Source organism: Citrobacter sp. Cs237 (assembly GCF_030332325.1).
In the GTDB taxonomy this organism is placed as follows: Bacteria; Pseudomonadota; Gammaproteobacteria; order Enterobacterales; family Enterobacteriaceae; genus Citrobacter_A; species Citrobacter_A sedlakii.
In genome coordinates, this window is sequence record NZ_JAOWIB010000109.1 from 341,790 (window position 1) to 368,087 (window position 26,298).

Annotated in this window: 23 protein-coding genes; 11 read left to right on the plus strand and 12 right to left on the minus strand. The window is 54.5% G+C overall.

Going from position 1 to position 26,298, the window contains the following annotated elements:
- Positions 1–54: 54 nt before the first annotated feature.
- A complete protein-coding gene (gene pepT, locus OGY07_RS21805) occupies positions 55–1,290 on the minus strand; it encodes a peptidase T (protein ID WP_042287643.1) in 1,236 nt (411 codons plus the stop codon).
- Positions 1,291–1,518: 228 nt separating this feature from the next.
- On the opposite strand from pepT, the gene potA reads away from it, so the two are divergent.
- From potA to potD, 4 genes are read left to right on the plus strand one after another with little or no spacing between them, the layout of a single operon-like run.
- Positions 1,519–2,655, plus strand: a complete 1,137-nt coding sequence (gene potA / locus OGY07_RS21810) for a spermidine/putrescine ABC transporter ATP-binding protein PotA (RefSeq protein WP_060569622.1) — start codon at positions 1,519–1,521, stop codon at positions 2,653–2,655.
- Positions 2,639–3,496, plus strand: a complete 858-nt coding sequence (potB, locus tag OGY07_RS21815; protein WP_060569621.1) for a spermidine/putrescine ABC transporter permease PotB — start codon at positions 2,639–2,641, stop codon at positions 3,494–3,496. The genes potA and potB overlap by 17 nt, the downstream gene beginning before the upstream one ends.
- Positions 3,493–4,284, plus strand: a complete 792-nt coding sequence (potC, locus tag OGY07_RS21820) for a spermidine/putrescine ABC transporter permease PotC (RefSeq protein WP_042287646.1) — start codon at positions 3,493–3,495, stop codon at positions 4,282–4,284. The genes potB and potC overlap by 4 nt, the downstream gene beginning before the upstream one ends.
- A gap of 51 nt (positions 4,285–4,335) precedes the next feature.
- On the plus strand, positions 4,336–5,382 hold the full coding sequence (potD, locus tag OGY07_RS21825; RefSeq protein WP_286603117.1) for a spermidine/putrescine ABC transporter substrate-binding protein PotD: 1,047 nt from the start codon (positions 4,336–4,338) through the stop codon (positions 5,380–5,382).
- Positions 5,383–5,427: 45 nt separating this feature from the next.
- Here potD and OGY07_RS21830 read toward each other — a convergent pair whose 3' ends face one another.
- The 6 genes from OGY07_RS21830 to OGY07_RS21855 are packed head-to-tail and all read right to left on the minus strand — an operon-like array spanning position 5,428 to position 11,372.
- Complete coding sequence (locus OGY07_RS21830; RefSeq protein WP_286603119.1) at positions 5,428–6,054, minus strand: helix-turn-helix transcriptional regulator; 627 nt, start codon at positions 6,052–6,054, stop codon at positions 5,428–5,430.
- 18 nt (positions 6,055–6,072) lie between these two features.
- The gene (locus OGY07_RS21835; RefSeq protein ID WP_052406284.1) at positions 6,073–6,588 is read right to left on the minus strand and encodes a fimbrial protein; all 516 of its coding nucleotides are present in this window, start codon (positions 6,586–6,588) and stop codon (positions 6,073–6,075) included.
- Positions 6,589–6,600: 12 nt separating this feature from the next.
- Positions 6,601–7,680, minus strand: a complete 1,080-nt coding sequence (locus tag OGY07_RS21840; RefSeq protein ID WP_286603126.1) for a fimbrial protein — start codon at positions 7,678–7,680, stop codon at positions 6,601–6,603.
- Positions 7,574–10,084: a fimbria/pilus outer membrane usher protein gene (locus OGY07_RS21845; protein WP_286603128.1), complete on the minus strand. Its 2,511-nt coding sequence runs from the start codon at positions 10,082–10,084 to the stop codon at positions 7,574–7,576. The genes OGY07_RS21840 and OGY07_RS21845 overlap by 107 nt, the downstream gene beginning before the upstream one ends.
- 29 nt (positions 10,085–10,113) lie before the next feature.
- Entirely contained in the window at positions 10,114–10,791 is a 678-nt protein-coding gene (locus OGY07_RS21850; protein ID WP_211934412.1) for a fimbrial biogenesis chaperone, read from the minus strand.
- A 50-nt stretch (positions 10,792–10,841) separates the two neighbouring features.
- Positions 10,842–11,372, minus strand: coding sequence for a fimbrial protein (locus tag OGY07_RS21855; protein WP_042287657.1), 531 nt, complete (start codon positions 11,370–11,372; stop codon positions 10,842–10,844).
- Positions 11,373–11,721: 349 nt separating this feature from the next.
- On the opposite strand from OGY07_RS21855, the gene OGY07_RS21860 reads away from it, so the two are divergent.
- Together OGY07_RS21860 and OGY07_RS21865 are read left to right on the plus strand one after the other, a co-directional pair.
- On the plus strand, positions 11,722–12,384 hold the full coding sequence (locus tag OGY07_RS21860; protein WP_042287756.1) for a winged helix-turn-helix transcriptional regulator: 663 nt from the start codon (positions 11,722–11,724) through the stop codon (positions 12,382–12,384).
- A gap of 76 nt (positions 12,385–12,460) precedes the next feature.
- The gene (locus tag OGY07_RS21865; protein WP_060569617.1) at positions 12,461–13,093 is read left to right on the plus strand and encodes a winged helix-turn-helix transcriptional regulator; all 633 of its coding nucleotides are present in this window, start codon (positions 12,461–12,463) and stop codon (positions 13,091–13,093) included.
- Here the strand turns inward: OGY07_RS21865 and dhaR are convergent.
- A complete protein-coding gene (gene dhaR / locus OGY07_RS21870) occupies positions 13,090–15,000 on the minus strand; it encodes a dihydroxyacetone kinase operon transcriptional regulator DhaR (protein WP_286603134.1) in 1,911 nt (636 codons plus the stop codon). The genes OGY07_RS21865 and dhaR overlap by 4 nt on opposite strands.
- A 221-nt stretch (positions 15,001–15,221) precedes the next feature.
- Here dhaR and dhaK point away from each other — a divergent pair, with 221 nt between their 5' ends.
- The 3 genes from dhaK to dhaM are packed head-to-tail and all read left to right on the plus strand — an operon-like array spanning position 15,222 to position 18,361.
- The gene (gene dhaK, locus OGY07_RS21875; protein ID WP_211934414.1) at positions 15,222–16,292 is read left to right on the plus strand and encodes a dihydroxyacetone kinase subunit DhaK; all 1,071 of its coding nucleotides are present in this window, start codon (positions 15,222–15,224) and stop codon (positions 16,290–16,292) included.
- Between the two features lie 10 nt (positions 16,293–16,302).
- Positions 16,303–16,935, plus strand: a complete 633-nt coding sequence (gene dhaL, locus OGY07_RS21880; RefSeq protein WP_042287666.1) for a dihydroxyacetone kinase subunit DhaL — start codon at positions 16,303–16,305, stop codon at positions 16,933–16,935.
- Positions 16,936–16,945: 10 nt separating this feature from the next.
- Positions 16,946–18,361, plus strand: coding sequence for a dihydroxyacetone kinase phosphoryl donor subunit DhaM (dhaM, locus tag OGY07_RS21885; protein ID WP_286603137.1), 1,416 nt, complete (start codon positions 16,946–16,948; stop codon positions 18,359–18,361).
- Between the two features lie 57 nt (positions 18,362–18,418).
- On the opposite strand, the gene OGY07_RS21890 is transcribed toward dhaM, so the two are convergent.
- Positions 18,419–19,774, minus strand: coding sequence for a glycoside-pentoside-hexuronide (GPH):cation symporter (locus tag OGY07_RS21890; protein ID WP_286603139.1), 1,356 nt, complete (start codon positions 19,772–19,774; stop codon positions 18,419–18,421).
- Between the two features lie 324 nt (positions 19,775–20,098).
- On the opposite strand from OGY07_RS21890, the gene OGY07_RS21895 reads away from it, so the two are divergent.
- Positions 20,099–21,778 carry an alpha,alpha-trehalase gene (locus OGY07_RS21895; RefSeq protein WP_286603141.1) on the plus strand — a complete coding sequence of 560 codons (1,680 nt, stop codon included), beginning with the start codon at positions 20,099–20,101 and terminating at the stop codon, positions 21,776–21,778.
- 76 nt (positions 21,779–21,854) lie between these two features.
- On the opposite strand, the gene OGY07_RS21900 is transcribed toward OGY07_RS21895, so the two are convergent.
- The 3 genes from OGY07_RS21900 to emtA all read right to left on the minus strand — a co-directional run bounded on the left by OGY07_RS21900 (position 21,855) and on the right by emtA (position 25,146).
- A complete protein-coding gene (locus OGY07_RS21900; protein ID WP_286603431.1) occupies positions 21,855–23,966 on the minus strand; it encodes a TonB-dependent siderophore receptor in 2,112 nt (703 codons plus the stop codon).
- Between the two features lie 135 nt (positions 23,967–24,101).
- A complete protein-coding gene (locus OGY07_RS21905) occupies positions 24,102–24,356 on the minus strand; it encodes a GlsB/YeaQ/YmgE family stress response membrane protein (protein WP_042287677.1) in 255 nt (84 codons plus the stop codon).
- Positions 24,357–24,534: 178 nt separating this feature from the next.
- Positions 24,535–25,146 carry a membrane-bound lytic murein transglycosylase EmtA gene (gene emtA, locus OGY07_RS21910; protein ID WP_286603143.1) on the minus strand — a complete coding sequence of 204 codons (612 nt, stop codon included), beginning with the start codon at positions 25,144–25,146 and terminating at the stop codon, positions 24,535–24,537.
- Between the two features lie 147 nt (positions 25,147–25,293).
- On the opposite strand from emtA, the gene ldcA reads away from it, so the two are divergent.
- Complete coding sequence (gene ldcA, locus OGY07_RS21915; protein ID WP_042287682.1) at positions 25,294–26,208, plus strand: muramoyltetrapeptide carboxypeptidase; 915 nt, start codon at positions 25,294–25,296, stop codon at positions 26,206–26,208.
- Positions 26,209–26,298 lie beyond the last annotated feature (90 nt).

A 26,298-nucleotide genomic window follows, 5' to 3' on the forward strand; every position in this document is an offset into this window, starting at 1 on the left:
ATCCGGCCTGCAGGATCACCTCCCGTAGGCCGGACAATACGGCGCCATCCGGTCTCAACAAGACGACGGCTGCTTCGCCGTCAGCTCAGCGATACGCACAATCACCTGTACCGCTTTTTCCATGCCTTCCAGCGTCACAAACTCATGCTTGCCATGATAGTTGTAGCCGCCGGTGAACAAGTTCGGGCACGGCAGTCCCATAAACGACAGCTGCGCGCCGTCGGTGCCGCCGCGGATCGGCTTCATATCCGGTTCAATATCGCAGTCGCGCATGGCCTGCTGGGCGATGTCGAGGATATGCGGGTACTCAGCCACTTTCTCTCGCATGTTGTAATAACTGTCCTCGATCACCAGTTCGATATAGCAGTCCGGGTGTAGCCCTTTGCCCACCTTTTTGGCGATCTCCATCATCTTGCGCTTCCGCGCTTCAAACTGTTTGCGGTCGAAGTCGCGAATGATGTAGTGCATATCGGCGCGATCGACGGTGCCTTTCATGCTCGCCAGGTGATAAAAGCCTTCGTAGCCGTCGGTGGTTTCCGGGCTTTCATCTGCGGGCACCTCGTTATGAATACGCGCCGCCAGCGACAGGGCGTTCACCATCACCCCTTTCGCGGTGCCGGGATGAACGTTATTGCCGACAATCTTGATGTTCACGGACGCCGCGTTGAAGTTCTCAAACTCCAGTTCGCCGACGCCGCCACCGTCAACGGTGTAAGCCCACTTCGCGTTAAACGCCGCGACATCAAAGTGCTTCGCCCCCTTGCCCACTTCTTCATCCGGGGTAAAGGCCACCCGAATATCGCCATGGGGGATGTTTTTCTCTTTCAGTACCGCCAGCGCGGTCATGATTTCCGCCACGCCCGCTTTGTCGTCCGCGCCAAGCAGCGTTTTACCGTCTGTGGTGATCAGCGTTTGTCCCAGCAACTGATGCAGCACCGGGAACATGACCGGCGACAGCACCTCATCGCCAATGCCGAGCGCAATATCACCGCCGCGATAATTTTCAACAATTTGCGGATTCACGTTTTTGCCGCTGAAATCTGGTGAGGTATCCACATGTGAAATGAAACCGATAGCAGGGATATCGCCGGGGATATTCGCCGGCAGCGTCGCCATCAGCGTCCCTTTGTCGCTTAACGTCACATTGACCAGCCCCATCTCTTCGAGCTGTTGTTTGAGCAAATGTAATAGCTTCCACTGTCCCTCTGTACTGGGAACCTGTCTCACACCCGCTTTCGACTGGGTATCCAACGAAACGTAGTGTAGAAAACGCTCAAGTAGTTTATCCATGCAGTCATCCTCACTATTTGTGACAACATTATCAGGAAGCCACAAAAGACAAATATTGCGTCAGGTCACTTTTATCCCCGCAAACGAGAATATTTCTCTTCAGACCCCTACTGACTATAACAAGGATTGGCGATTACAGTGGTTTGCCGTAGAATGACCGCCCTCTTTAAGAGTCACCAAGGTGGTCAACCACAAACCCCGTATCGGTCAGCCATCCGATACGTCTACATGGGACAGAGAAAAAAATTGAATAAACAACCGCGTTCGCTTTCACCGCTGGTTCTTTTATCAGGTATCAGCAAAAGCTTCGATGGCAAAGAGGTCATTTCCCAGTTGGATCTGACTATCAATAATGGCGAGTTCCTCACGCTGCTGGGTCCTTCAGGCTGCGGTAAAACAACCGTGCTTCGCCTGATAGCCGGTCTGGAAACCGTGGATTCCGGTCAGATTATGCTGGATAACCAGGACATCACCCACGTTCCGGCAGAAAACCGCTACGTAAACACCGTTTTCCAGAGCTATGCGTTATTCCCCCACATGACCGTTTTTGAAAATGTGGCCTTTGGGTTACGTATGCAAAAAACCCCGGCGGCGGAAATTGCCCCGCGCGTAACTGAAGCGCTGCGGATGGTGCAACTGGAAGAGTTCGCACAGCGCAAACCGCATCAGCTTTCCGGCGGTCAGCAGCAGCGCGTGGCCATCGCCCGGGCAGTCGTCAATAAACCGCGTCTTTTGCTGCTGGATGAGTCACTCTCGGCGCTGGACTATAAACTGCGAAAGCAGATGCAGAACGAACTGAAAGCCTTGCAGCGTAAGCTCGGCATCACGTTCGTCTTCGTCACCCACGACCAGGAAGAAGCGCTCACCATGTCCGACCGCATTGTGGTCATGCGCGACGGACGCATTGAGCAGGACGGCACGCCGCGTGAAATTTACGAAGAGCCAAAAAACCTGTTCGTTGCCGGATTCATTGGCGAAATTAATATGTTCAATGCGACAGTCATTGAACGGTTAGACGAACAGCGGGTACGCGCGAACGTTGAAGGCCGCGAGTGCAATATCTATGTGAATTTTGCCGTTGAGCCAGGGCAACAACTGCACGTTCTCCTGCGCCCGGAAGATTTGCGCGTGGAAGAAATTAACGACGATTCGCCTGGCGAAGGGCTTATCGGCTACGTGCGCGAGCGCAACTACAAGGGGATGACCCTTGAGTCGGTTGTCGAACTGGAAAATGGTAAGATGGTGATGGTCAGTGAATTCTTCAATGAAGACGATCCCGACTTTGACCACTCGCTCGACCAGAAAATGGCCGTTAACTGGGTAGAAAGCTGGGAGGTCGTACTGGCTGATGAAGAACACAAGTAAATTCCAGAATGTGGTGATTATCACTATCGTCGGTTGGCTTGTGTTGTTTGTCTTTCTGCCCAACCTGATGATCATTGGCACCAGCTTTTTGACCCGTGACGATGCAAATTTCGTCAAAATGGTCTTTACGTTGGACAACTACACGCGTCTGCTCGATCCGCTCTATTTCGACGTGCTGCTGCACTCGCTGAATATGGCGCTGATTGCCACCCTCGCCTGTCTGGCACTGGGTTATCCGTTTGCCTGGTTTCTGGCGAAACTGCCGCAAAAAGTGCGTCCGCTGCTGCTGTTTCTGCTGATCGTCCCCTTCTGGACTAACTCGCTGATCCGCATTTACGGGCTGAAAATTTTCCTTAGCACCAAAGGCTACCTTAACGAGTTTCTGCTGTGGCTGGGAGTCATCGACACGCCTATTCGCATTATGTTTACGCCGGGGGCGGTGATTATCGGTCTGGTCTATATCCTGCTGCCATTTATGGTTATGCCGCTTTATTCCAGCATCGAAAAGCTCGATAAACCGCTGCTGGAAGCGGCGAAAGATCTCGGCGCCAGCAAGCTGCAAACCTTTATCCGCATTATCATTCCGCTGACCATGCCAGGCATTATCGCGGGCTGTCTGCTGGTGATGCTGCCGGCGATGGGTCTGTTTTACGTCTCCGATCTGATGGGCGGCGCGAAAAACCTGCTGATCGGTAACGTGATTAAGGTACAGTTCCTGAACATCCGCGACTGGCCGTTCGGCGCAGCGACCAGCATTACGCTGACCATCGTGATGGGCCTGATGCTGCTGGTTTACTGGCGCGCGTCGCGACTGCTGAATAAGAAGGTGGAACTCGAATGATCGGTCGACTGCTCCGCGGCGGTTTTATGACCGCTATCTACGCGTACCTGTATATTCCCATCATTATTTTGATTGTGAATTCCTTTAACAGCTCGCGATTCGGCATTAACTGGCAGGGATTTACCACAAAATGGTATGGCCTGTTGATGAATAATGACAGCCTGCTGCAGGCCGCTCAGCACTCGCTGACGATGGCGATCTTTTCTGCTACTTTCGCCACGCTGATCGGTTCGCTGACCGCGGTAGCGCTGTATCGTTACCGTTTTCGCGGGAAACCGTTCGTCAGCGGTATGCTGTTTGTGGTGATGATGTCGCCGGATATCGTGATGGCGATTTCGCTGCTGGTCCTGTTTATGCTGCTTGGCATCCAGCTCGGCTTCTGGTCGCTGCTGTTCTCGCATATCACGTTCTGTCTGCCTTTCGTGGTGGTGACGGTCTACTCGCGTCTGAAAGGATTTGACGTGCGAATGCTGGAAGCGGCAAAAGATCTGGGCGCCAGCGAACTGACTATTCTGCGTAAAATCATCCTGCCGCTGGCAATGCCGGCGGTGGCGGCAGGCTGGCTACTGAGCTTTACCCTGTCAATGGACGATGTGGTGGTCTCGTCGTTCGTCACCGGACCGGGTTATGAAATTCTGCCATTGAAAATATACTCCATGGTGAAAGTCGGCGTCTCACCGGAGGTGAATGCGCTGGCGACAATCCTGTTGGTGCTGTCGCTGGTGATGGTGATTGCCAGCCAGCTGATCGCTCGCGATAAAACGAAGAGCCTGTCTCGTCAGGCGTAAGTGTTGTTCAATCCGCCTGGAGAGTCAGGCGTTAATCTCAGGGGACGTTAAATGAAAAAATGGTCACGCCACCTGCTCGCGGCAGGCGCTCTCGCTATCGGTATGAGCGCCGCGCACGCGGACGACAGTAAAACGCTCTATTTCTACAACTGGACCGAGTATGTTCCGCCAGGTCTGCTGGAACAGTTCACCAAAGAGACCGGCATTAAGGTTATCTATTCGACCTATGAGTCGAATGAAACCATGTACGCCAAGCTCAAAACCTATAAAGAAGGCGCGTACGATCTGGTGGTTCCGTCCACCTATTACGTGGATAAAATGCGCAAAGAAGGCATGATCCAGAAGATCGACAAGTCGACGTTGACCAACTTCAGCAACCTTGACCCTGACATGCTGAACAAGCCATTTGACCCAAACAACGACTACTCCATTCCGTATATCTGGGGGGCGACGGCCATTGGCGTCAACAGCGACAGCATTGACCCGAAAACCGTCATCAGCTGGGCCGATTTGTGGAAACCGGAATACAAAGGCAGCCTTCTGTTGACCGACGATGCGCGAGAAGTGTTCCAGATGGCGCTGCGCAAACTGGGTTATTCCGGCAACACCACCGATCCGAAAGAGATTGAAGCGGCGTACAACGAGCTGAAAAAACTGATGCCAAACGTGGCGGCTTTTAATTCCGACAACCCGGCAAATCCGTACATGGAGGGTGAAGTCAACCTCGGGATGGTATGGAACGGTTCTGCGTTCGTGGCGCGCCAGGCGGGTACGCCGCTGGAAGTCGTCTGGCCGAAAGAAGGCGGTATCTTCTGGATGGACAGCCTCGCCATTCCGGCAAACGCGAAAAATAAAGAAGGCGCGCTTAAGCTGATCAATTTCCTGCTGCGCCCGGATGTGGCGAAAGAAGTAGCGGAAACCATCGGTTACCCGACGCCAAACCTGGCGGCGCGTAAGCTACTCAGCCCGGAAGTCGCCAATGACAAATCGCTCTACCCGGATGCGGAAATCGTCAGCAAAGGGGAATGGCAGAACGACGTAGGCGCGGCCAGCGCAATCTACGAAGAGTATTATCAGAAGTTGAAAGCAGGACGCTGATCCTGCCCTGCGCCGGGCGGCGGCCTCCCCTGCCCGGCCAGATCATCATCCTCCTTCTTCCCCGCCCCGGTGCGGATATTTTTCCTCCTTCGCCACCAGAAACTGCATCAGTTCACAGTCCGACCTGAGCCTGAATTTATGCATGAGCGCATGGCGATGGGCCAGTACGGTTTTCTGACCAATGTTCATCTGCGCGCCGATCTGCCGGGACGTCAGGCCGGAGAGCAACAGACGTATCAGATGCTGCTGCTTATCTGAAACGCGCTTATGGGAACAACTGACGCAGGAACGTTTAACGCCCTCATCTTTATCTTGCCGGGTTAACGGCCAGTGATGTGCTATCGTATTGCGCAGATGGTCAACCGTGGCGTTATGGGCCATCAACACAATTTGGCGCAGGCAATCCGGCAGTTCGCCGCGAGCGGGAACGTGACGCTGTTCGACAATGCCAATCATCAACCCGGCCTTACAATGTAATAATTCCGGATGGCACAGATAGGCCTCTCCCGGACGCAGAACAGCAACGAGAATATCCGCCGCCCTGATTTTATCTGGATGATAATCAGCAAAAATGACCGTCTGCTGTTCGTCTTCCTGCTGGAATATTTCCGCCAGCAGCGCGGTCAGCCCAAATTTATAAAAGCTATCATCACAGCGGATAATGATATTCATAAAGCGCCTGTCAACGTTTTACTGATAGGTCATTGAAACGGTCACGACAGCATTAACGGTGCCCGGCATGACATGTCCCTGCTGGCTCACGATGCGGGCGCGCAGTTGCCATGTATAACGCTGACTTTCCACCTGACCGCTAAGTGATTTTCCATCCCCAAGCGGCTGTCCATCGCGGCTCTGAAGCTGTACCGCCACCGGCGTCGCCGTTCCGACGTTTTGATATCGGTCCTGCGGTTGGTTTTGATCCGGACTGCCATTAAACATGACGGTTACCTGAGTAGTGCCCGCGGGACAGTTTTCCACACTCAAATCGAACGCCACCCATGGCGTGGTTGAGCCCGGGGTGTACATCGACGACGCGGTAACCGACTGATCGGCGGTAAGGTCGACCGTTTTCGTTACGCTGTCGCTGCTGATCTGACACGGCGCCGCTTTTACGTTGCCGGTGACGTACAGCGCCACCGGATCGCCAATGCTCCACGCCGGCGCAGAAAATAACATCGCTATTGCCAGTCCTTGTTTACCGGGCATTTTCATCACCTGCTATTGATACGTTACATTCAGCGTTGCCGTGGCATTCGCACTGCCCGGCTTAACAACAGCCCTGGTCTGGTAATAACGCGCCGTCAGGGGAAACGCTTCCTGCCCACCCGCCGATTGTTTCAGCAGGATGCGGTTGTTCAGCTGCAGCGGAATCGTGTTGTAAAGCAGTTGCACCCCAACACCTTCCGCCGTGCCGGGCATCCCCTGCCCGTTGAGCGCCAGAACGCCGGAATCGCCGCTGACATCCGGGTTTGGCGTTCCGCTCAGTTCAATGTTGATATTGGTTGAAGGATCGCAATTCAATCCCAGGGTTTGCGTATCGCCGCGCGAGGGGATAAATCCTGGTCGGTCTGAAAATGCGCTGGCATTAATATCGCCGAGATTAAAATTAATCACCTGGCTGGAAAGCGAACAGGCTAATACCGTGACCTGACTTGCGGCGTCCAGCGAAATTTGCACAAAGTGATTGTCCGGCGCGCCATACCAGCCCTGCGCGATTAATCCAGGGGTTAAGGGGCCAGAGGTGATGTTTCCGGTTTTATAAAAAATGACGTCATAATTACCGAGGTAATAGAGCGTCTTAATATTCGCGCCATAAGATGGCAGCATGAAATTACCGGCGTCGAACGACGTGCGGATCCCGACGCCGTCGAGGTTAGTGTTATACACTCCGCTCATGGACGCGGGCGTGGCGGATAAGTAATTAAACGTATAGCCGCCATTGCAACTCGCGACGCCAGTGGATGAAAACGACGCCAGTTCAACAAATCCGGAGACCCGGACGCGGGCAATTTCCGCGCCTGCGCCTGTATCACGCTGCACCAGAATATTGCCTGTCGACACGGTTCGAATCAGCGGCGCCGTTATTTCGCACACGTCGGCGGAACACAGACCGGAAAATACCAGGAGTAACGCGCCGAATAAAAAATGAAATTGCCGCACGGTATTGTTCTCATTGCCATAAGTGAAGTATTCAGCGACAAAGGCTGTTGGCGACGTTGACGCCGGAATACTGTTCTGTCGCATCCAGCGAATAAGCGGCGCGACAGCGCTGTCGCGGGCCGTCTCCCCAGACGACATCCAGCGTGCCCTGCCGTTCCATTCCGCTGAGATAAACCTGTCCGTCATCGCCCACAATAAACCCCGGCCCCTTTGCGCCGCTAACGCTGGCAACCGAACCAAACGGCACCGGTAGCCCGTTATCACGGCGTAAATTCAGCAACAGGCGCTGCCCGACGCTGGCGATAAACTCCGCACGCACGACGGCGCCGCGCGTCGGCACAACGTTTTTATTGGTCAACGCCAGTTCCACGTTGTCGGGAACGGTTAGCGTATCCAGTCCGATATCGTTTTTACGATACGGCGATACGTTACTGGCCAGGGTATAGCCGCGAAAATCGGTTTTGACGCCGCTCTGATTTTTCACCCCGACACCGCCTGCGCCCGGCGCTTTAATTAACACGTTAGTTTCTCCCAGCGGCTGGGACAGCGTAACGCCGTCAGCGTGCGCCAACACGCCGCCGGCCAGGGCATAGTTCACCCGCTGGATCGCGCGGTCGTAGCTGTAGCCGCCGCTCAGTTCCCCATAGGTTCCCTTATAGTCGGCGTTCAGACTGCCGGTATAGCCCACGTCATCCGAACCGTATCCCTGCTGGATATTCCAGCTCAGGGCATTTCCTGCCAGCGCCATACCGCTGACTCCGATGCTTTGGGTCGTGCCGCCGCTGCGGCTGTGGTTCAGGCCAGAATGAGCCCAGGTATTTGCCATAAACGCCGTCAGCGGCATGCTGACGTTAAGGGCTATCTGGCGATCGCTCTCCGCATGACCGTGATTGCCTGACTGACTGTTTTGACTCTGCGTCCAGCTAATTCCGTAGCTGAGTTGCTTCCAGGTGTTGTTATAGCTGACACTCAGCGACTGCATGGGTTTACCTGAATGCCAGTAATCTTCCCGCACCGCAGTGAGCGACAGCGAACCTGCGCCTGCGCCAAGACTCTGGCTGACGTTAGCCTCCATGCGATTACGCCGCTTCTGCGACAGCATGTTACCGCCACCGTAGGTATCAAACACGTCCTGCATGGCGTAATAACCGCGTGTTGAGTAGCGATAACCGGCAATCGCGAAATTCGTTCCGGTCGCCACGCTGTTTTTGCTGTAGCGAATGCGCCAGGACTGTCCCTGCGCCTTCCCGGCTTCATGTGGTCGGGCCCATGACTGAATCACATCGCCAGAAACCGCCCCTACGACACCGAGGTTTTTGCCCACCCCCATCGCCATCGCGCGGTAGCGATCAGCGATCTGTATTCCCCCGTAAACGGTAAACGCGTGGGGTAAACCATACATCGCCGTCCCCTGGGAAAATGGAGCGCGCTCCACCCGGCTGTCGTAAGTACGGTAGCGGCCCGCGGTAAGCGAAAATTTGAAGCGTCCTTCACGCTGGAGTACCGGTAATGAGGCAAACGGCACGGTGAAATGCTGCTCGCTGCCGTCGGCTTCTTTCAGGGTCACCTCAAGATCGCCGGCCCCGCCAGTCGGGTACATATCACTGATCTCAAACGCGCCGGGCGCGACGTAACCTTGATAAATCTGATAGCCGTTTTGCCGGATAATAATTTGCGCATGCGTACGGGCGATCCCCCGGACCACCGGCGCATAACCTTTCAGCGAATCCGGCAGCATGTCGTCATCTGACGCAAGCTGACCGCCGCGAAACGGAATGCTGTCAAAAACATCGGCGGGCGAGGCGCTGTCGCCCAGAACCACCTGCGCTTTCAAGGGAATAATGTTGCGCTGCAGATAGGTGTAAACCGTATCCCAGCGCTCGTTGCCCTCGCTGTCGCGATTCCAGGTGGTGTAGTTACGCAGACGCCAGGGGCCGATATTCATGCCCGGTCGCAGATTGGCGTACTGACTGTTGCGGGTTAAGCCGGTATTTTTTTCCCGGCTATTGTCCCCGCTCAGGCTGTAATTCAGCATTGCCGCGGTTATCCCTTCGTCCCACAGTTCCGGCGCGACATAGCCCCGCGCGTGGGCGGAAAGCGCAGCCTGTGGCATACTTAGCATCAGTTTCTGGGAGGAAAATGACAGTTCACTGGATGCCTGAGGGATCGCTGACAGCTCCGCACAGTCGCCTTTCGCCATTAACCCCGAATAGACGTCAGTTCTCACCCCGTAGCGCTGTAAAATAACGTCGCTCAGGCAGGGTTGAAGGTTTCCGTCATCATCCCTGACAAAGGCAACCTCCCGGGTCTCCCGGAGCTCTCCGTTAAGGAGAATATCGACCCGATAGGTTCCTTCTGCCTGCTGACCCGTTTCAAAACCAGAAAGGTCAATTTCCCCGGATGCGCTTTGGGTTCGTTCAAGTAACGCCGGGTTGAAATAATCTCTTCCCTTCGCCTCATTCAGCACAGCTGAAATCATTAATGAGATAAACATCGCCAGTCGGATCGGGGGAAGGTGATTTCTGTAATTTGCTATCATCATTGACTTTATTCCCCGACAGCCATCCCTGGCTATATTGCAGCGCGATGCGCGTCGCCTGTCCCGCCATAATCGTTAATGATTTTAAAGGTGACGGCTCCGCCACTGACGCCGGACGGCAGCACGAAACGGGCGGTACTTTCCGGCGCAACGAATGTCACATCGTTCACTTTTTTACCTGCCACGGTAATTTCATTAAAATTAATAAAGTATGCGGAAGGATTTTTTACCTGAATAAACTTTCCGTCCAGCCGCCAGATTAATTTCTCTGCCTGCGCTTCCGGCGTCGACTGACGCAGTTGACCGGGACGATAAATGAGTTTTATTCGTGTCTTTACGGCGATTTGCAACGTATTGTCCTTTCGCGCTGCCGACGGGATTGACTTAATGTTCAACCAGAACAACGATTCTTTATTTTCCGGCAAATTTCCGCTGCGGATAATTCGCATTACGTTTTGCTGACCGTTATCCAGACGATAAAGCGGCGGCGTAATAATAAACGGGGCTTTTGTTCGAGCCGCATCCGGTAATTCAATCCACGATTGAATTAAATACGGGATGGTATCGGGATTACTGACGCTCAGAGAGGCCTCTTTTTTTTCACCATCATAAATAACGCGCGTACCGCCAACGGAAACGCCAGCGTGAGTCATCGAAATACCCATCGCGAAAAACACGGGGAACAGGACGCAACAACGTAATGCATTCATACTAAACCTCTGAAAGGGCCAAATACTGGCCCTTAAACGGCGCAGGTAAATCAGTTATAGTTAACGGTAAAATTGGCGACAGCGTTAGCCGGCCCCGCCATCACAGTGGCGCTGGTGGCGACATAAGCCGCGTAAAAATCCAGATGATTATCCGCGGTACTGGATAACGGATACGAATAGCCGTTCACCTCGTTCAGCCCAAGGTTGCTTTTATCCGCTGTTTTCAGTCGAATCGCCACGCCACTCGCCGCACCCGGATCCGGGTTTATCGCCAGTAAACTGTTGTCAAACGCATCGACTAAGCCATCAAACTTGACCTTTGCCGACGTCACGCTGACCGGACAATTGATCAATCTTAAGGTGAATTTCGTTGTCGATGCCTCATCGCCAACGCTGACAAAAGCCGTTTTGGAAACGCTGCCCATATCCACCATCAGGGTATTATTGGAACCAATATCCACGGTACATGCGGTATCGAGAATTTGTCCCATAAAATTAACCGTGCCGTCATAGGCGATGGCATTTGAAATAGTCAAAAGACCTGCGACGGATAACGCCATCACTACGCTATTTTTTTTCATCATTGCTATCCTTAACTTTTGTTTATTTATAATCCGGTTAATTTACCGGTGCGAAAACCGCCTCTTTAGCGAGAACATTTCCGCTATGTCTTTGAAAAATGCCAGGCCATAAGTCAAAACCACGTTATCGGGTTACACGTCATTCCGCTTTCTGCAAGCAGCAACCAAATACGTTGTCATATTGCTTAATGATGATTTTCATATAGCTGCATATATTCGCTCAAGTGATTTTTTGGTGTAATTTTACACTTTATTCCAGATTCACTTATTAATTTGCACTCCCCATAATTACTAAATCAAGCAGTAAGTTACGTTATTCCAATTATGATAATGCCATGGGAGAGCAATGATGCCTGCACGCAAAATAGCTACTGAATCAATTGCATATAAAGACCTGCCGATAAAACCGGTAAAACACATTGAGCGGATAATAGATAAACTTCTGCCACACGCTAACATATACGAAACAAAACCAAGACAAATAATTAACTATAAAAACAATAACTCCCATCAATGCCTACTCCTGCTGAAAGGAACCATTTCAATATTCAGAACGCGGGATAGCTTTATGTTTAATTCCGAAGTCGCGCCGTTTGTCTTTGGCTTAAGTAATCAACTCTGTGATGCCAGTTATCTTTTTATGCGCAGTGAGGAGTGCTCGCGGGTGGCGGTATTACCCCTGACAAAAGTCAATGAGGTCATTACGAAAGAGAATCTGTGGGAAAGCCTGGCGTCGCTGTTGGTTTACACCGCAGGACGGGTTTACGATCATTGTACGCGTATTACCGCGCCCAGTTCCTACGATATTATTCGCTCACAACTTTATGAGTTAATGAAGGAATCTGTTGAGTTCCGCCGCAACATTACCGCGGCGAACTACATTCAGAGCCGAACCTTTTTGTCACGCAGCAGCATTATGAAAATTCTTGCCGACCTTAAAAAAGGTGGCTATATCATCACGGAACGTGGCGTACTTCTCCAGATACAGCAAAATATTCCCCTGAAATATTAGCCGTAGACTATGCTCGTCAAAGTAAGAACCTGATACCGCAGGTTCTCAATGCGTTAATCATGACCGGACCGCCATCATGTCGCAGCAATCATCGTTTAATCTTCTCAAGCAGCCTTCCGTTTATGCCCCGGAACTGCTAAAGCAGTTGACGCAGGAGCAGGAATTTCGCTGCTATCCTAAAGGCAGTCGGTTTGTTTTTATTCGCGCGGGCGAGCACTGCTGTCAGTTTATCCGTAGCGGTGTGGTCAGCATTGAAAACCAGGAAAATCACCTGGCGCTCGGCATTGCATCCGCCCCTGTCTCGCTGGGTTTTACCAGCGCCTTATCCGAAAAGCTGCTGCTGCGTGCTCTGGAGCCGTGTGAGGTCGCCACCGTGCCCCTTGATACCGTCATGGCGCGCATTGAGGAGAAACAGCTCTGGGAAATCATGGCGAAGCATATGATCGTCGTGATGAATAAGCTGTTTATACAAAATGAGATGGCGACCGCGCCAACCGCCTATGATCTTCTTTGTAAGCAGTTGCTGGCGCTGAATCAGGAGCCGGACAGTATCCGGGAAAGCGTGGCCGCTTATCAGTTTATTCTCGACAGAACGCATATCTCACGCAGCAGCGTGATGAAAATTCTCTCGGCGCTGAAAAAAGGGGGCTATATCGAACTGAGCCAGGGCAAGCTGATCGCGATTAACCATCTGCCATCACGCTTCTAATCGTTATCGCGCTGCGATTTATACTGGCCGACGTCAATGCCATAGACCTTCATTTTTCGCCAAAGTGTCGTCCGGCCAATTTTTAACAGCGCGGACATCTCCTGTACCCGTCCGCCGGTAAGTCTGGCGGCGTGAATAATCGCCTCTTTCCCGGCATCCGCGAACGATAAGCTGGCAGACCGCCGCTCTTCCGCCAGAGGCGCATTTCGCCGTTCGTTGAAGACATAGTCCGGCAGGTGGCTGAGGTGAATGCGCCCTTTTTCACTGCGCAGCGCCGTATTCTCAATGACGCTGTTCAGTTCAAAATCATTTCCCGGCCAGTCGCAGGCGACCAGTTGCGCCAGCACGTCATCGTCCATCCTGAGTCGCGTGGAAAAGCGTTTCTCAAGACGGCGTAACCGGTGATCGACCAGCGAAGGAATGCTGCTGCGACGCATCCGCAGCGGCGGAATGGTGATCTCAAAAGCATGTAGCGCATAGTAAAGCTGACGGCTGAAGCGGTTTTGTTCCACCAGCAGCGCCAGATCCGCCGTGGTGGCGGCGATAACCTTCACATCGACCGGCACTACGCGCCTGGCATCGAGACGGGTAATCACGCCCTGTTTGATGACCTGCAGCAGCGCCGACTGCAGTGCCGGGGCGAGATATTCGATTTTTTCCAGATACAGCGTTCCACCGTTCGCCAGTTCCAGCCGACTCAGGCGTCCTTCGCCCTCCTCACCCGCCGTCGTTGACGCAAAATCCAGTGCCCGTTCGGCATACAGTTGACAGTTTACTGCTATGTACGGCCCTTCCGCCCGCTCGCTGTCATTGTGGATCGCCTGGCTCAGCAACTCCTTACCCACGCCTTCCTCACCGCGCAATAGCACCGGAAAAGCGCCGCGCGCCGCCTGGCGACCAAAGTGGACGAGCCGCTGGGTTTGCGGATCGTTCTGCGCCATTTGCGCAAAGGTATAATTCACTTTGCCCAACTGACTGGTCATGAGCTGGCGCATTTTTTCCACCGGGTGCAACAATAAAATAAAGCCGGTGCCCTGTGCGTCCTGGATCGGTTTCAGGGTGATCACCGCATCCACAAACTGATGCTGGCTTTCGAACGTTGCCTCGACATGATGAAGTGGACGGTGTTGCCGGACGGCCCGCACCAGCACTGCGGGCAACGTGAATAACTCCGTCAGGTTTTTCCCCTGGGCTGCCGCTACGTCAAGGTGCAGCAACCGCGCCGCCCTTGCATTGATAAACTGCACGTGGCCCTGGGCATTCCAGGTCATCACGCCATCGTCCATGCTTTCTAACAGACCATTCAGATGGTTAAGGTGACGGTTGGATTCCGCCAGCAGACTGTCGGTGAGCAGAGAATTAGCCACCTCCCGGGCTATCGCCAGCGTGAGCGGCAGATCGGATGAGGTATCGTCGTCCGCCCGGCAAACCAGCGCGATCGAACCGGTAAGACGTCCGTGATTATCAAAAACCGGCGTCGCGCAGACGCACCACGGGCGCAACGCGTGCCGGAAGTGATGGGAACCCCGGGTTTTTACCGGCTGCCCAAGCAGAGCGGCAAGAGACAGCGCACAGGTGCCAATAATGCTTTCCGCACAGTAGGTCCCCTCAACAAACCCAAGCGCCGCAAGCTGCTCCAGCGTCCCGGCATCGCCGCAGCAACTCAACACGCAGGCGCTTTCATCAAGAATAAACAGCCCGCACCGACGCGGCATCATGTACTCCCACGCATCTTCCAGCGCCGCCTGTCCCAGCGTCAGCAGCGCCGCTTTACGCCGGCAAATGGTGTCAAAGGTCAGCCCCTGCGCCCGATGCGGCCTCGACCAGAAATCAGGGCGCATAATACTGGCGCAGCGCAACCATGAAGCGCGCAGAAACGCAGGAATCTCGTCATCAGGTGAAGCCATTGCCGGTTATCTCCAGTCAGGGTGCGCTCGCTCGCATTTTTGCTTGTTTTCCGTCAAATGCGTTCCAGAATGAAACATTTCTGCTCAGTTTGGTTCCATTATGAAACATAACACCGATGAATTTTCTTTTTCGCGCGCTGGGGCACAATTGCGCTATCGGCAGCGCGCGGTCGCCGTGATGTTGAACACGTCCTGTCCCTGGAGATAACCCGGAGCAAAAAATGAAAAAGCTAATTAACCGTGTGGAAGACGTACTGAGTGAACAACTGGCGGGTCTGGCGAAAGCCTACCCTACGCTGACCCTGCATCAGGATCCGGTGTATGTCACCCGCGCGGATGCCCCCGTTCAGGGCAAAGTGGCGCTGCTGTCCGGCGGCGGAAGCGGGCATGAGCCGATGCACTGTGGCTATATTGGGCGGGGAATGCTCTCCGGCGCCTGCCCCGGCGAAATATTCACCTCGCCGACGCCGGATAAAATGTTTGAGTGCGCCATGCAGATTGACGGCGGCGAAGGCGTGCTGCTGATTATTAAAAACTACACTGGCGATATCCTCAACTTTGAAACCGCCACCGAACTGCTCCACGACAGCGGCGTGAAGGTCACCACCGTTGTGGTTGACGACGACGTGGCGGTCAAAGACAGCCTGTATACCGCCGGACGTCGCGGCGTCGCCAATACGGTCCTGATAGAAAAGCTGGTCGGCGCGGCGGCAGAGCGCGGCGACTCGCTGGAAGCCTGCGCTGCGCTGGGCCGCAGACTGAATAATCACGGTCATTCGATTGGCGTCGCTCTTGCGGCCTGCACGGTTCCCGCCGCCGGTAAACCATCTTTCACCCTGAACGACAACGAAATGGAGTTCGGCGTGGGTATTCACGGTGAGCCAGGTATCGACCGTCGCGCCTTTTCCTCGCTGGATGAGACCGTGGATCAGATGTTCGATACGCTGCTGGAAAACGGTGCCTATAGCCGTACGCTGCGCCACTGGGATCCACAGCAGGGCGTCTGGCTGGAAGACAAACAAAACAAGCAGCCTTTACAGCGCGGCGACCGGGTAATTGCGCTGGTCAATAATCTCGGCGCGACGCCGCTTTCGGAACTCTACGGCGTTTACAATCGCCTGGAAACGCGCTGCCAGGAGGCAGGAATGATTATCGAGCGCAATCTGATCGGCGCCTACTGCACGTCGCTCGATATGTCCGGCTTTTCCATCACCCTGTTGAAAGTGGACGACGACACCCTCGCATTATGGGACGCCCCGGTTCACACCCCGGCCCTGAACTGGGGAAACTAAGGAGAACGTTATGTCACTGACCAGAACGCAAATCGTCAACTGGCTCTATCGCTGCGGCGACATTTTCAACCAGCAAAGCGATTATCTCACCGGGCTGGATCGCGAAATAGGCGACGCCGACCACGGTCTGAATATGCATCGCGGTTTTAGCAAGGTGGTAGAAAAATTACCCGCTATTGCCGACAAAGATATCGGTTTTATTTTGAAAAATACCGGCATGACGCTGCTTTCCAGCGTCGGCGGCGCCAGCGGCCCGCTGTTTGGTACCTTTTTTATCCGCGCCGCCCAGGTGACACAAGCCCATCAGAGTCTGTCGCTGGAAGAACTTTATCAGATGATGCGCGAAGGCGCAGATGGCGTCATCAGCCGGGGCAAAGCGGAACCGGGGGATAAAACAATGTGCGACGTTTGGCTGCCGGTAGTCGAGTCGTTGCGTCTGGCCTGCGAACAAAATCTGTCCATACCCGCCGCCCTGGACGCCGCCGCCGCGCAGGCGGAAGCCGCCGCGCAAAGTACGATTACGATGCAGGCACGCAAAGGGCGCGCCAGCTATCTGGGCGAGCGCAGCATTGGGCATCAGGATCCTGGCGCAACCTCGGTCATGTTTATTACCCAGATGCTGAGCGCAGCGGCAAAAGAGTAAGGACGGTGTGATGGTAAACCTGGTAATTGTTTCTCATAGCGCCCGGCTGGGTGAAGGGGTCGGCGAGTTAGCGCGGCAAATGTTAATGGGCGAAGATTGTAAGATTGCCATTGCCGCCGGGATCGACGATCCGCAAAACCCTATCGGTACCGACCCGATAAAAGTGATGGCGGCTATCGAGTCTGTTGCCGATGCCGACAACGTGCTGGTGATGATGGATATCGGCAGCGCGTTGCTGAGCGCGGAAACAGCGCTGGAACTGCTCGAACCGGCTGTTGCCGCGAAAGTTCGCCTGTGCGCCGCGCCGCTGGTGGAGGGTACGCTGGCGGCCACGGTGAGTGCTGCGGCAGGCGCGGATATCGATAAAGTCGTTGCTGATGCGATGAATGCGCTGGAGGCGAAACGTGAGCAATTAGGTTTACCTTCCCCAGCCGCCCAGACGCAGACCGCGCCCTCGCTTACGGACGGCGAAGCAAAGTCGGTTTCGGTGGTGGTAAAGAATCACAACGGGCTGCATGTGCGTCCGGCGTCGCGGCTGGTTTCGACGCTGTCCGGCTTTAACGCCGCCCTTCTGCTGGAAAAGAACGGCAAATGCGTGACCCCGGACAGCCTGAATCAGATTGCGCTGTTGCAGATACGTTGTAATGACACTATTCGCCTGTTAGCCCGTGGCGAGCAGGCGGATGACGCGCTGGCGGCGTTCAGCCAACTGGCGGCCGCGAATTTTGGCGAGTCGGCAGCAGCGCCGGCAATGCAGACTGCGACGGCGGCGGTAACGGGAAAAGCATACCGCTATGCGCCGACGCTGCCCCCCGTCGTTAAAAAGAGCGTATTGAGCGTCACGGCAGAACAGTCACGTCTGCGCAACGCGTTGGATCTCACCCTGCTGGATTTGATGTCACTGGTAACCCGCGTCGAGGCGAGCTGGCCGGGCGATCTGGCGGCGATCTTCTCTGGCCACCATATGCTGCTCGACGACCCGGAGCTGTTTACCCGCGCCTGTGAATTACTGCGAAGCGAGCACTGTACCGCAGAGTACGCATGGCAGCAGGTATTAACGGAGATGAGCGCGCAGTATCGCCAGCTTGATGACGCTTATCTGCGGGCGCGCGATATCGACATTGACGATCTGTTGCAGCGTAGTCTGCGTCATCTGCAACAATGCCCGCTTACGTTGCCTGAGTTTACTGCTCCGGCGATTCTGGTGGCGGACGATCTCTGCCCTTCCACCGTGGTGGCGCTTGACCCTGCGGTGGTGAAAGGCATTTGTCTGCGTGGCGGAAGCCCGCTTGCGCACGGCGCGCTTATCGCCCGTGAAATGGGCATCGCCTGGGTTTGTCAGCAAGGCCATGCGCTGGATGCAGTACAAACCGGCGAGGCGCTGACGCTCGACGTCGCGGGGCAGCGCGTCTTACGACAGAAATGACCCTGCCGGTATCCGGTCCGCAGTGTTCAGTGGGCCGGATACACGCTTACCCTACCGTTAGCCCGCAAACTGACCTTTTTGCAGATCCTGAACCACAGCATGCATTTTGTCGGCAGTGAGCTGGTAAAACTTAATCGACACCGCGGTGAGTAAATAAAACAGCGCGGGCAGTAGCGTAAACAGCATTATCACGCCATCCACGGCGCCGTCCGGCTGGGTGTCGCTGTTGGTGGCGTAACCGTAAAACGCCAGTACCCAACCGATAATCGCACCACCAACCGCAACGCCAAGTTTGATGACAAAAATGTTCGCCGCGACGTTCATTCCGGTGATTCGCCGACGGGTTTTCCATTCACCGTAATTATTAGCATCAGTGATCATCGACCATTGAATCGCGCCATTGCCGCCCTGAATAATCTGGATCGCCAGATGCGCCAGCAGCGGGACAATCCACCATGCTACCGGCAGGAAATAACAGGCTACGCCGAGCGCGGCGTTGAGAATATTGATCCAGAAAGAGAGCTTAATTTTGCAAAAGCGGGTGCCAAACGGTTTCGCCAGCACCGAACCGAGCATTGATGCAAACATCCCGCCAAGCATAAACCAGGTGATCACATCCGCACCTTTGTTCAGCACCGTGTTAACGTAATACACCACTGCGCCGCCGCGGATCACTACCGCCACCAGCATCATAAAGTTATAGACCGACAAAATACGCCACTGCTCGTTTTGAAAAAGGATTTTCACATCGCGGGCGATGTTCATATTCTCCTCTTTAATCGGCTGAACGCGTTCTTTGGTGGTCAGGAAGCAGATCAAAAACATAACGCAGCCAATCGCGCCAAACAGCGCCATCGCCAGTTGAATACCGCTCGCTCTGTCGCCCGGCGAGAGGTAATCCGCCACCGGCAGAATAAAGGCGGTGCCTAACGCGCCGCCAATCGGCGTAATGGCGAACCGCCAGGATTGCAGCGATAAATTCTCATTGGGATCGGCGGTTAATGCCGCGCCTAACGAGCAGTAAGGAATATTAATGGCGGTATACATTAATGTCATAAATATATAAGCCGCGACGGCATAGGCTATTTTACCGCTGTCGCTAAAATCTGGCGTGGAATAGACCAGTACGCAGCTCACGGCAAAAGGGATACAGATTGCCAGCAGCCACGGACGAAAGCGGCCCCAGCGCGTCGCGGTCGCATCGGCAATTGCGCCCATCACCGGATCGGTAATGGCGTCCAGCAGACGGACCAGCAAAAACATGGTCCCCATTACGGCGGGCGCTAGGCCATAAATATCGGTATAAAAATAGGCCAGAATGGCAACGGAAGAGTCAAAGACAATATGGCTTGCGGCGTCGCCCAGGCTATAACCTATTTTTTCTTTTATGGGTAATTGTTCCACTTCAGACATAATTTATCCTTAATAAAATAATAAAAGCAGCACACAACATCCCGGTGCGTGCATTTCTTCACAGATGCTTTTTTCGGTCTATTATGTTTTTTGATTCATTTCTTATGTTTTTTATCTTTTGTGATCGCTCTTCATAACCTGCGTGCGCTTCGGCTATTGTTATTATTTTGGTGAATATATTTCCCGCCATTACGTCATACCCGGATAACAAAAATGTCTGTAGCTTCGCAAAATGCGGCTTCAACGACGCGCAGCAGGCGATCCTGAACTACGATTTTCTCATGATAAATGCCGTAATCCGGTACGCACTAAGGAGATTATTCAATGCTTACCCCTGCTGTTCGCCATACAGGCGCGCTATCCTGGGCCATTAAACTGGCGCTGACCGGCACCCTTCTCACCTTTGCCTCATTGTCGGCCAATGCAGAAGAATCGATGACCAACCCGCCGCAGCCGCCCGACATTTTGCTCGGTCCCCTGTTTAATGATGTGCAAAACGCAAAATTGTTTCCCGATCAGAAAACCTTTGCTGACGCCGTACCGAATAACGATCCGCTGACCATCCTTGCGGACTATCGGATGCAGAAAAACCAGTCCAGCTTTGACCTGCGCCACTTCGTCAACGTCAACTTCACCTTACCGAAAGAAGGGGAAAAATATGTCCCGCCAGCGGGGCAGTCGCTGCGCGAACATATTGACGGACTGTGGCCGGTACTGACCCGTTCAACCGAAAGCGCGGGTAAATGGGACTCCCTGCTGCCGCTGCCTGAACCCTATGTAGTGCCCGGCGGGCGCTTTCGCGAGATCTACTACTGGGACAGCTATTTCACCATGCTGGGGCTGGCCGAAAGCGGTCACTGGGACAAAATTGCCGATATGGTGGCGAACTTCGCCTGGGAAATTGACGCCTTCGGGCATATCCCGAACGGTAACCGCACCTATTATCTGAGCCGCTCACAACCGCCCTTCTTTTCTTTGATGGTCGAATTACTGGCACAGCATGAAGGCGATGACACGCTGAAAAAATATTTGCCGCAGTTACAAAAAGAGTACAGCTACTGGATGGAAGGCGTCGACACGTTACAGCCAGGCCAACAGCATAAGCGGGTGGTGAAACTGGATGACGGTGCCGTACTCAATCGCTACTGGGACGAACGGGATACGCCGCGCCCCGAATCCTGGGTGGAGGATATCGCCACCGCGAAAAGCAACCCCAATCGTCCGGCCACGGAAATCTACCGCGATCTGCGTTCGGCTGCGGCCTCTGGCTGGGATTTCAGCTCGCGCTGGATGGATGATCCGCAGCAACTCGGTACGATTCGGACCACCAGCATTGTGCCCGTGGATCTCAACTCCCTGCTTTACAAGATGGAAAAAATCCTCGCCCGCGCCAGCAAAGCAGCAGGCGACGACGCACAGGCCAGTCATTATGATCGGTTAGCGAACGAACGTCAGAAAGCCATCGAACATTACCTGTGGAACGACAAAGAGGGCTGGTACGCCGACTACGATCTTAAGAGCAAACAGGTACGTAATCCGCTTACCGCCGCCGCGCTGTTCCCGCTGTACGTCAATGCCGCCGCGAAAGATCGCGCCCACAAAATGGCCGTCGCTACCCAGGCGCACCTGCTCCAGCCTGGCGGCCTTGCCACTACGTCGGTGAAAAGCGGTCAGCAATGGGATGCGCCAAACGGCTGGGCGCCGCTCCAGTGGGTCGCCACCGAAGGATTGCAGAACTACGGGCAGGAAAAAGTGGCGATGGAGGTGACCTGGCGTTTCCTGACTAACGTTCAGCACACCTACGATCGGGAACAGAAGCTGGTAGAGAAGTATGATGTCAGCAGCACTGGCACCGGCGGTGGCGGCGGTGAATATCCGCTGCAGGATGGGTTTGGCTGGACAAACGGCGTCACGCTGAAAATGCTCGACCTGATCTGTCCGCAGGAAAAACCCTGCGACAGCGTCCCCTCCACCCGGCCTGCCCGTTCAGCCGACAAGCGCTGAAAACGCGCAAACACAAGCCACGCCGTAATCATGGCGCTAACCGGCCTGGGGCGCCAGGCCGGTGCGCAGATCTCTGTCAGAAACTGTAGCTGGCGCCAACCTGAACAGTCCGGTCGCGCCCGAGCCAACAGTTGGTGCTGTCGTAGCAACTGAAGGTCTCTTTATTGGTGACATTCTGCGCGCTGGCCTTTAGCGTCACGCCGCTGAGCGAAGGTAGCGCTTCGCCCAGGCGGTAAGACATTGCCAGATCGTACAGCGTCGTGCCGCCCAGCTTCCCGGCTGTGTTATCCGGCGAAATCTCCATCGGTCCGGTGTAGCGCGCGCCAGCGCCCAGCGTGAGCCCGCGTAGCGCAGTGCTATCGAAGGTGTAATCGCCCCACAGCGTAAAGGCGTTTTCCGGTACCTGAGTGGGCCGTTTTCCTTCGTAGCTTTCATCTTTCGTATTAATCGCATGGGTGTAGGCGTAGTTGGCGATCAGCGTGACGTTGTCAGCAGGACGACTGATGAGGGACAGCTCAGCGCCTTTTGACTCAATTTCGCCAGTCTGGCGGTAATCCCACGTTGGCGTCGCTGAAAGGACATTTTTCTGACGAATAGTGAATACCGAAGCGGTAAAAGTGGTGGCATAGTCAGCCAGCAGATACTTCACCCCGCCCTCCACCTGTTTGCTGGTGGTCGGCTTCACGTCTTTGGTCGTCAGCGAGCCCTGCGGCGAAATCGGCCTGAAGCCTTCAGAATAGCTGATAAACGGGGATAGTCCGTTAGCAAAAGCGTACAGCGCGCCAATACGTTTGGTCACCCGATCCTGGGAGATCCACGTTTTCTCGCCGTTCTGCAGCGCGTCAGTGGTCGTCGAGCGATAGTCATCGTAGCGGATACTGGCCAGCAGGTTTACGCCGCCAAAGACGATCTGGTCCTGGAGATAGTAACCATTTTGTTGGTAAGAAAGACGATTTTTTTGCGCGGTGTACAGGCCGAGATCGTCAGTATGAATCTGGTGGAAATCCGGATGGCGCATGTCAATGCCCGGCGTGGCGCTGGCATAACGATAGAAATAATGGCTGTCGAGTTTCTGGTAGTCGAAACCGGCCAGCAGGTGATGCTGCCAGCCGCCCAACAGCACCGTTTTGGTTAACTGGTTATCAATGTTAACGCTCTTAAGATCTTCATCAGTGGTGTAGGCAAAGCGATCGAGCATCCAGACCGGGTTGACGCCATTGCCGGTGGCATAGACGCTGCGCTGGTGGGTATCGACGTCAAAATACCGCGCTTTCTGGCTGAATCCCCAGCCGCTCTCGAACGCATGTTCGAGATGGTAGCCCAGCATCCACTGACGTTGTTTGAAGCCGCTCCACTTATCGCCTGCAAAATCCCGACGGTCGGCATAACCGGAGCGCAGATATGCGATGGGCAATGGATTCGACGGCGACAGCGACGGCGTATTTTGTACCAGCGCATCCATCGTCAGACGCGTTCTGCCGTCCGGCTGCCAGCTCACGGAGGGTGCAAGCAGGTAATCTTCATAGCGCGTGGTATATGGCTGATCGTTCCCTTCCGTCGCTTTCCCGAGCAGGCGATAATTCCAGTCGCTGTCACGGATGTTTCCCGTTGCGTCCAGATACCCTTCTTTCAGGTTGCGCGTACCGGTCATAACACCCAACTCCGTTTTCTGCTCCGCCTGCGGCGTCTTGCCCTGAATATTCACCAGCCCACCCGGCGAGCCGTTGCCGTACAGCACCGACGCGGGGCCTTTGAGAATATCGACATGTTCAATGAGCAGCGGATCGATGCGCGCTTTAGTGTTGCCCGTGACGTTATACGGCAACTGTAAGCCGTTGTAGTACTCTTGATCGACGGTGAAACCGCGGATTTTGTACTCGCTCATGTAGGTCGTATTGCCGCGCATTTCCGTTGACACGCCCGGTGCGTAGCGCAATATCTCGTTAACCGACGTTGCATGGCGCAGCGTGATTTCTTTTTTATCGAGAGTATTAATCACCTGCGGCATCTTACTTTCAGGCGCTGCGGATTTGGTCGCGCTGTTGGTCCAGGCAGGCAGCAAGCTCTCCTGCCCCGACGCGGACACCACGATAGTGGCTTCGTCTGCCTCTGCGGCATAACAGGAAGTGGTCAGAGCCAGTGAGATACAGCCAGAGAGCGCGCGCAAGCGAAAGCGTGAAGGGGTTATCATCATGAGAATCGTTATAATATGAAATAGGAATAGCAATTATTCTCATTTTTATTTGCAAATCAACAACACCCTTTCTACGGTATATTTTTTCGCATAAAACAACGGCTCCCGCAGGAGCCGTTGTGCCGAAGGTTAGTCGCGCCGTACAAGCCGGAAAACACCCAGCACCACAACGGCGCCCACCACCGCGACGAGGAAACTGTGCAGATTAAAACCGCTGATGCTGCCGCCAATGCCGAACATGGTCGCCAGCCAGCCCCCCACTACCGCCCCCACAATACCGAGTATGCAGGTGAGAATAAACCCGCCGCCGTCGCGCCCCGGCATCAGCAGTTTGGCAATAACACCGGCAATCAGACCGAAAACAATCCAGGCAATGATCCCCATGTTGAGGCCCTCTGTTCAGTGAAACCACACGCAACACCTTCTTGCGCCCGTACGCTAAGTATAGGCAAGTCGCTGATCCACGCCGAACCGGGCAGTGCAATTATTCCTTGTGGTATAGATAAGGGTTGTCTCAGGTTCTGCCGATAACCCGTCGAAATCCCGCAACCTGGGCACATAATTACATCGCGTCCAACGCGCGTTGTAGCTTCCAGATATAGCGCGGCGCCTGCGGCGCGGGATGGTTATCGACGACATGCTCAAAAAATTCGTCCGCATCCAGATCGTTAATTTTTTCGATCGCCTTTTTACGGTCGGAGGAGAAGGTACGCAGCAGCGCACCCGCGCCGTTCGCATACGAAACCACCAGCGCGTACTGCATCACCTGCGGGTCCTCGATGCCTGCGAGCGGACCGTTTTCCAGAATGCTCAGGTAAGCGGCGCCCATCGAAATGTTACGCTCCGGGTTTTTCAGTTCGCTGGTGGAAGGCTCGCCGCTCCAGCCCATACGGCGGTACACATCGCGCCCGGAGGTGGACGCCTTAAGCTGCATTAGCCCGACGGCGTTGGATTTGCTTACCACACTGGGGTTGCCGCCGGATTCAATGGCGATAATCGCGGTAATCAGCTTCGGGCTGACACCCCAGGCTGCGCCGGCTTTCTCACTGATCGGCATCCACTGCATTGCCCGTTTTACCGGCACTTCCGGGTTCCACGGCGGATTTTGATAATCGGGTTTTGAACTACAGCCAGCAAGCAGCACAATCAAAAAAGCAAACCATCTCAATTTCACGTCATCTGTCCTTATGGCCGACGCATCGGGCGTTTATTCGGCGTCAATACAACAATGCAGGCCGGATAAGCCAGGCGTTATCCGGCAAAACGTTCTACTATAGGCGGCATGATATACATTAGGTTTCTGTTGTAGCAAGGAATTGCCATGTCCCGGTTTCACTTAATTGCCCCTTCGGGCTATTGCATTAATCAGCAAGCGGCTTCACTGGGTATTCAACGTCTGGAACAGGCTGGTCACCAGGTAGAAAATACCGCCGTGGTTGGACGACGTTATCAGCGTTTTGCCGGTACCGAAGCGGAGCGCCTGGCGGATATCACTGAACTGGTTAACCTGACGATGCCCGGTACTATCGTCATGCCGGTGCGCGGCGGGTACGGCGCGAGCCGTCTGCTGGCGCATATCGACTGGCAGGCACTGGCCGCGCGTCAGCAGCAGGATCCGCTGCTCATATGCGGACACAGCGATTTTACGGCGATCCAGTGCGGTTTGCTGGCGTTGGGTAAGGTCATTACCTTTAGCGGTCCGATGCTGGCAGGCAATTTTGGCGCGCCGGAGCTGGACCGTTTTACGGAAGATCATTTCTGGCGGGCGCTACGTAACGCGGTGTATTCAGTGGCGTGGCGCAGCGAAGGCCCGGCGTGCCATACCGAAGGCACTCTCTGGGGCGGTAACCTGGCGATGCTGATTTCCCTCATCGGCACGCCGTGGATGCCGAAAATTGAAAACGGTATTCTGGTGCTGGAAGATATCAACGAGCACCCCTTCCGCGTTGAGCGTATGCTACTGCAACTTTTTGACGCGGGCATCCTCAACCGTCAGAACGCCATTGTGCTGGGTAGCTTTAGCGGTAGCGCGCCAAATGAGTATGACGCGGGATACGATCTCAACGCCGTCTATGCATTCTTACGCGAACGCCTCGCTATTCCGCTCATCACCGGGCTTGATTTTGGCCACGAACAACGCACCGTGACGCTGCCGCTGGGTGCGCATGCGGTTTTGCGTAATGACGCCAATGGCGCTCAGCTTACGCTGTCCGGTCATCCGGTGTTGAAATCTTAAAAAAAGCGCTGGCGAGGGCTAACTAATCCGCGGGAACGGTCGTTAATATGTTAGGCTTAATGAATAAAAAAGCATAATTGAGGAGAATAC

What these genes read in the sequence shown, in the direction of transcription:
- pepT (WP_042287643.1), bottom strand. Translation starts at nt 1,290, where the DNA reads ATGGATAAACTACTTGAGCGTTTTCTACACTACGTTTCGTTGGATACC.
- potA (WP_060569622.1), top strand. Translation starts at nt 1,519, where the DNA reads ATGGGACAGAGAAAAAAATTGAATAAACAACCGCGTTCGCTTTCACCG.
- potB (WP_060569621.1), top strand. Translation starts at nt 2,639, where the DNA reads ATGAAGAACACAAGTAAATTCCAGAATGTGGTGATTATCACTATCGTC.
- potC (WP_042287646.1), top strand. Translation starts at nt 3,493, where the DNA reads ATGATCGGTCGACTGCTCCGCGGCGGTTTTATGACCGCTATCTACGCG.
- potD (WP_286603117.1), top strand. Translation starts at nt 4,336, where the DNA reads ATGAAAAAATGGTCACGCCACCTGCTCGCGGCAGGCGCTCTCGCTATC.
- OGY07_RS21830 (WP_286603119.1), bottom strand. Translation starts at nt 6,054, where the DNA reads ATGAATATCATTATCCGCTGTGATGATAGCTTTTATAAATTTGGGCTG.
- OGY07_RS21835 (WP_052406284.1), bottom strand. Translation starts at nt 6,588, where the DNA reads ATGCCCGGTAAACAAGGACTGGCAATAGCGATGTTATTTTCTGCGCCG.
- OGY07_RS21840 (WP_286603126.1), bottom strand. Translation starts at nt 7,680, where the DNA reads ATGTCGTCTGGGGAGACGGCCCGCGACAGCGCTGTCGCGCCGCTTATT.
- OGY07_RS21845 (WP_286603128.1), bottom strand. Translation starts at nt 10,084, where the DNA reads ATGATGATAGCAAATTACAGAAATCACCTTCCCCCGATCCGACTGGCG.
- OGY07_RS21850 (WP_211934412.1), bottom strand. Translation starts at nt 10,791, where the DNA reads ATGAATGCATTACGTTGTTGCGTCCTGTTCCCCGTGTTTTTCGCGATG.
- OGY07_RS21855 (WP_042287657.1), bottom strand. Translation starts at nt 11,372, where the DNA reads ATGAAAAAAAATAGCGTAGTGATGGCGTTATCCGTCGCAGGTCTTTTG.
- OGY07_RS21860 (WP_042287756.1), top strand. Translation starts at nt 11,722, where the DNA reads ATGCCTGCACGCAAAATAGCTACTGAATCAATTGCATATAAAGACCTG.
- OGY07_RS21865 (WP_060569617.1), top strand. Translation starts at nt 12,461, where the DNA reads ATGTCGCAGCAATCATCGTTTAATCTTCTCAAGCAGCCTTCCGTTTAT.
- dhaR (WP_286603134.1), bottom strand. Translation starts at nt 15,000, where the DNA reads ATGGCTTCACCTGATGACGAGATTCCTGCGTTTCTGCGCGCTTCATGG.
- dhaK (WP_211934414.1), top strand. Translation starts at nt 15,222, where the DNA reads ATGAAAAAGCTAATTAACCGTGTGGAAGACGTACTGAGTGAACAACTG.
- dhaL (WP_042287666.1), top strand. Translation starts at nt 16,303, where the DNA reads ATGTCACTGACCAGAACGCAAATCGTCAACTGGCTCTATCGCTGCGGC.
- dhaM (WP_286603137.1), top strand. Translation starts at nt 16,946, where the DNA reads ATGGTAAACCTGGTAATTGTTTCTCATAGCGCCCGGCTGGGTGAAGGG.
- OGY07_RS21890 (WP_286603139.1), bottom strand. Translation starts at nt 19,774, where the DNA reads ATGTCTGAAGTGGAACAATTACCCATAAAAGAAAAAATAGGTTATAGC.
- OGY07_RS21895 (WP_286603141.1), top strand. Translation starts at nt 20,099, where the DNA reads ATGCTTACCCCTGCTGTTCGCCATACAGGCGCGCTATCCTGGGCCATT.
- OGY07_RS21905 (WP_042287677.1), bottom strand. Translation starts at nt 24,356, where the DNA reads ATGGGGATCATTGCCTGGATTGTTTTCGGTCTGATTGCCGGTGTTATT.
- ldcA (WP_042287682.1), top strand. Translation starts at nt 25,294, where the DNA reads ATGTCCCGGTTTCACTTAATTGCCCCTTCGGGCTATTGCATTAATCAG.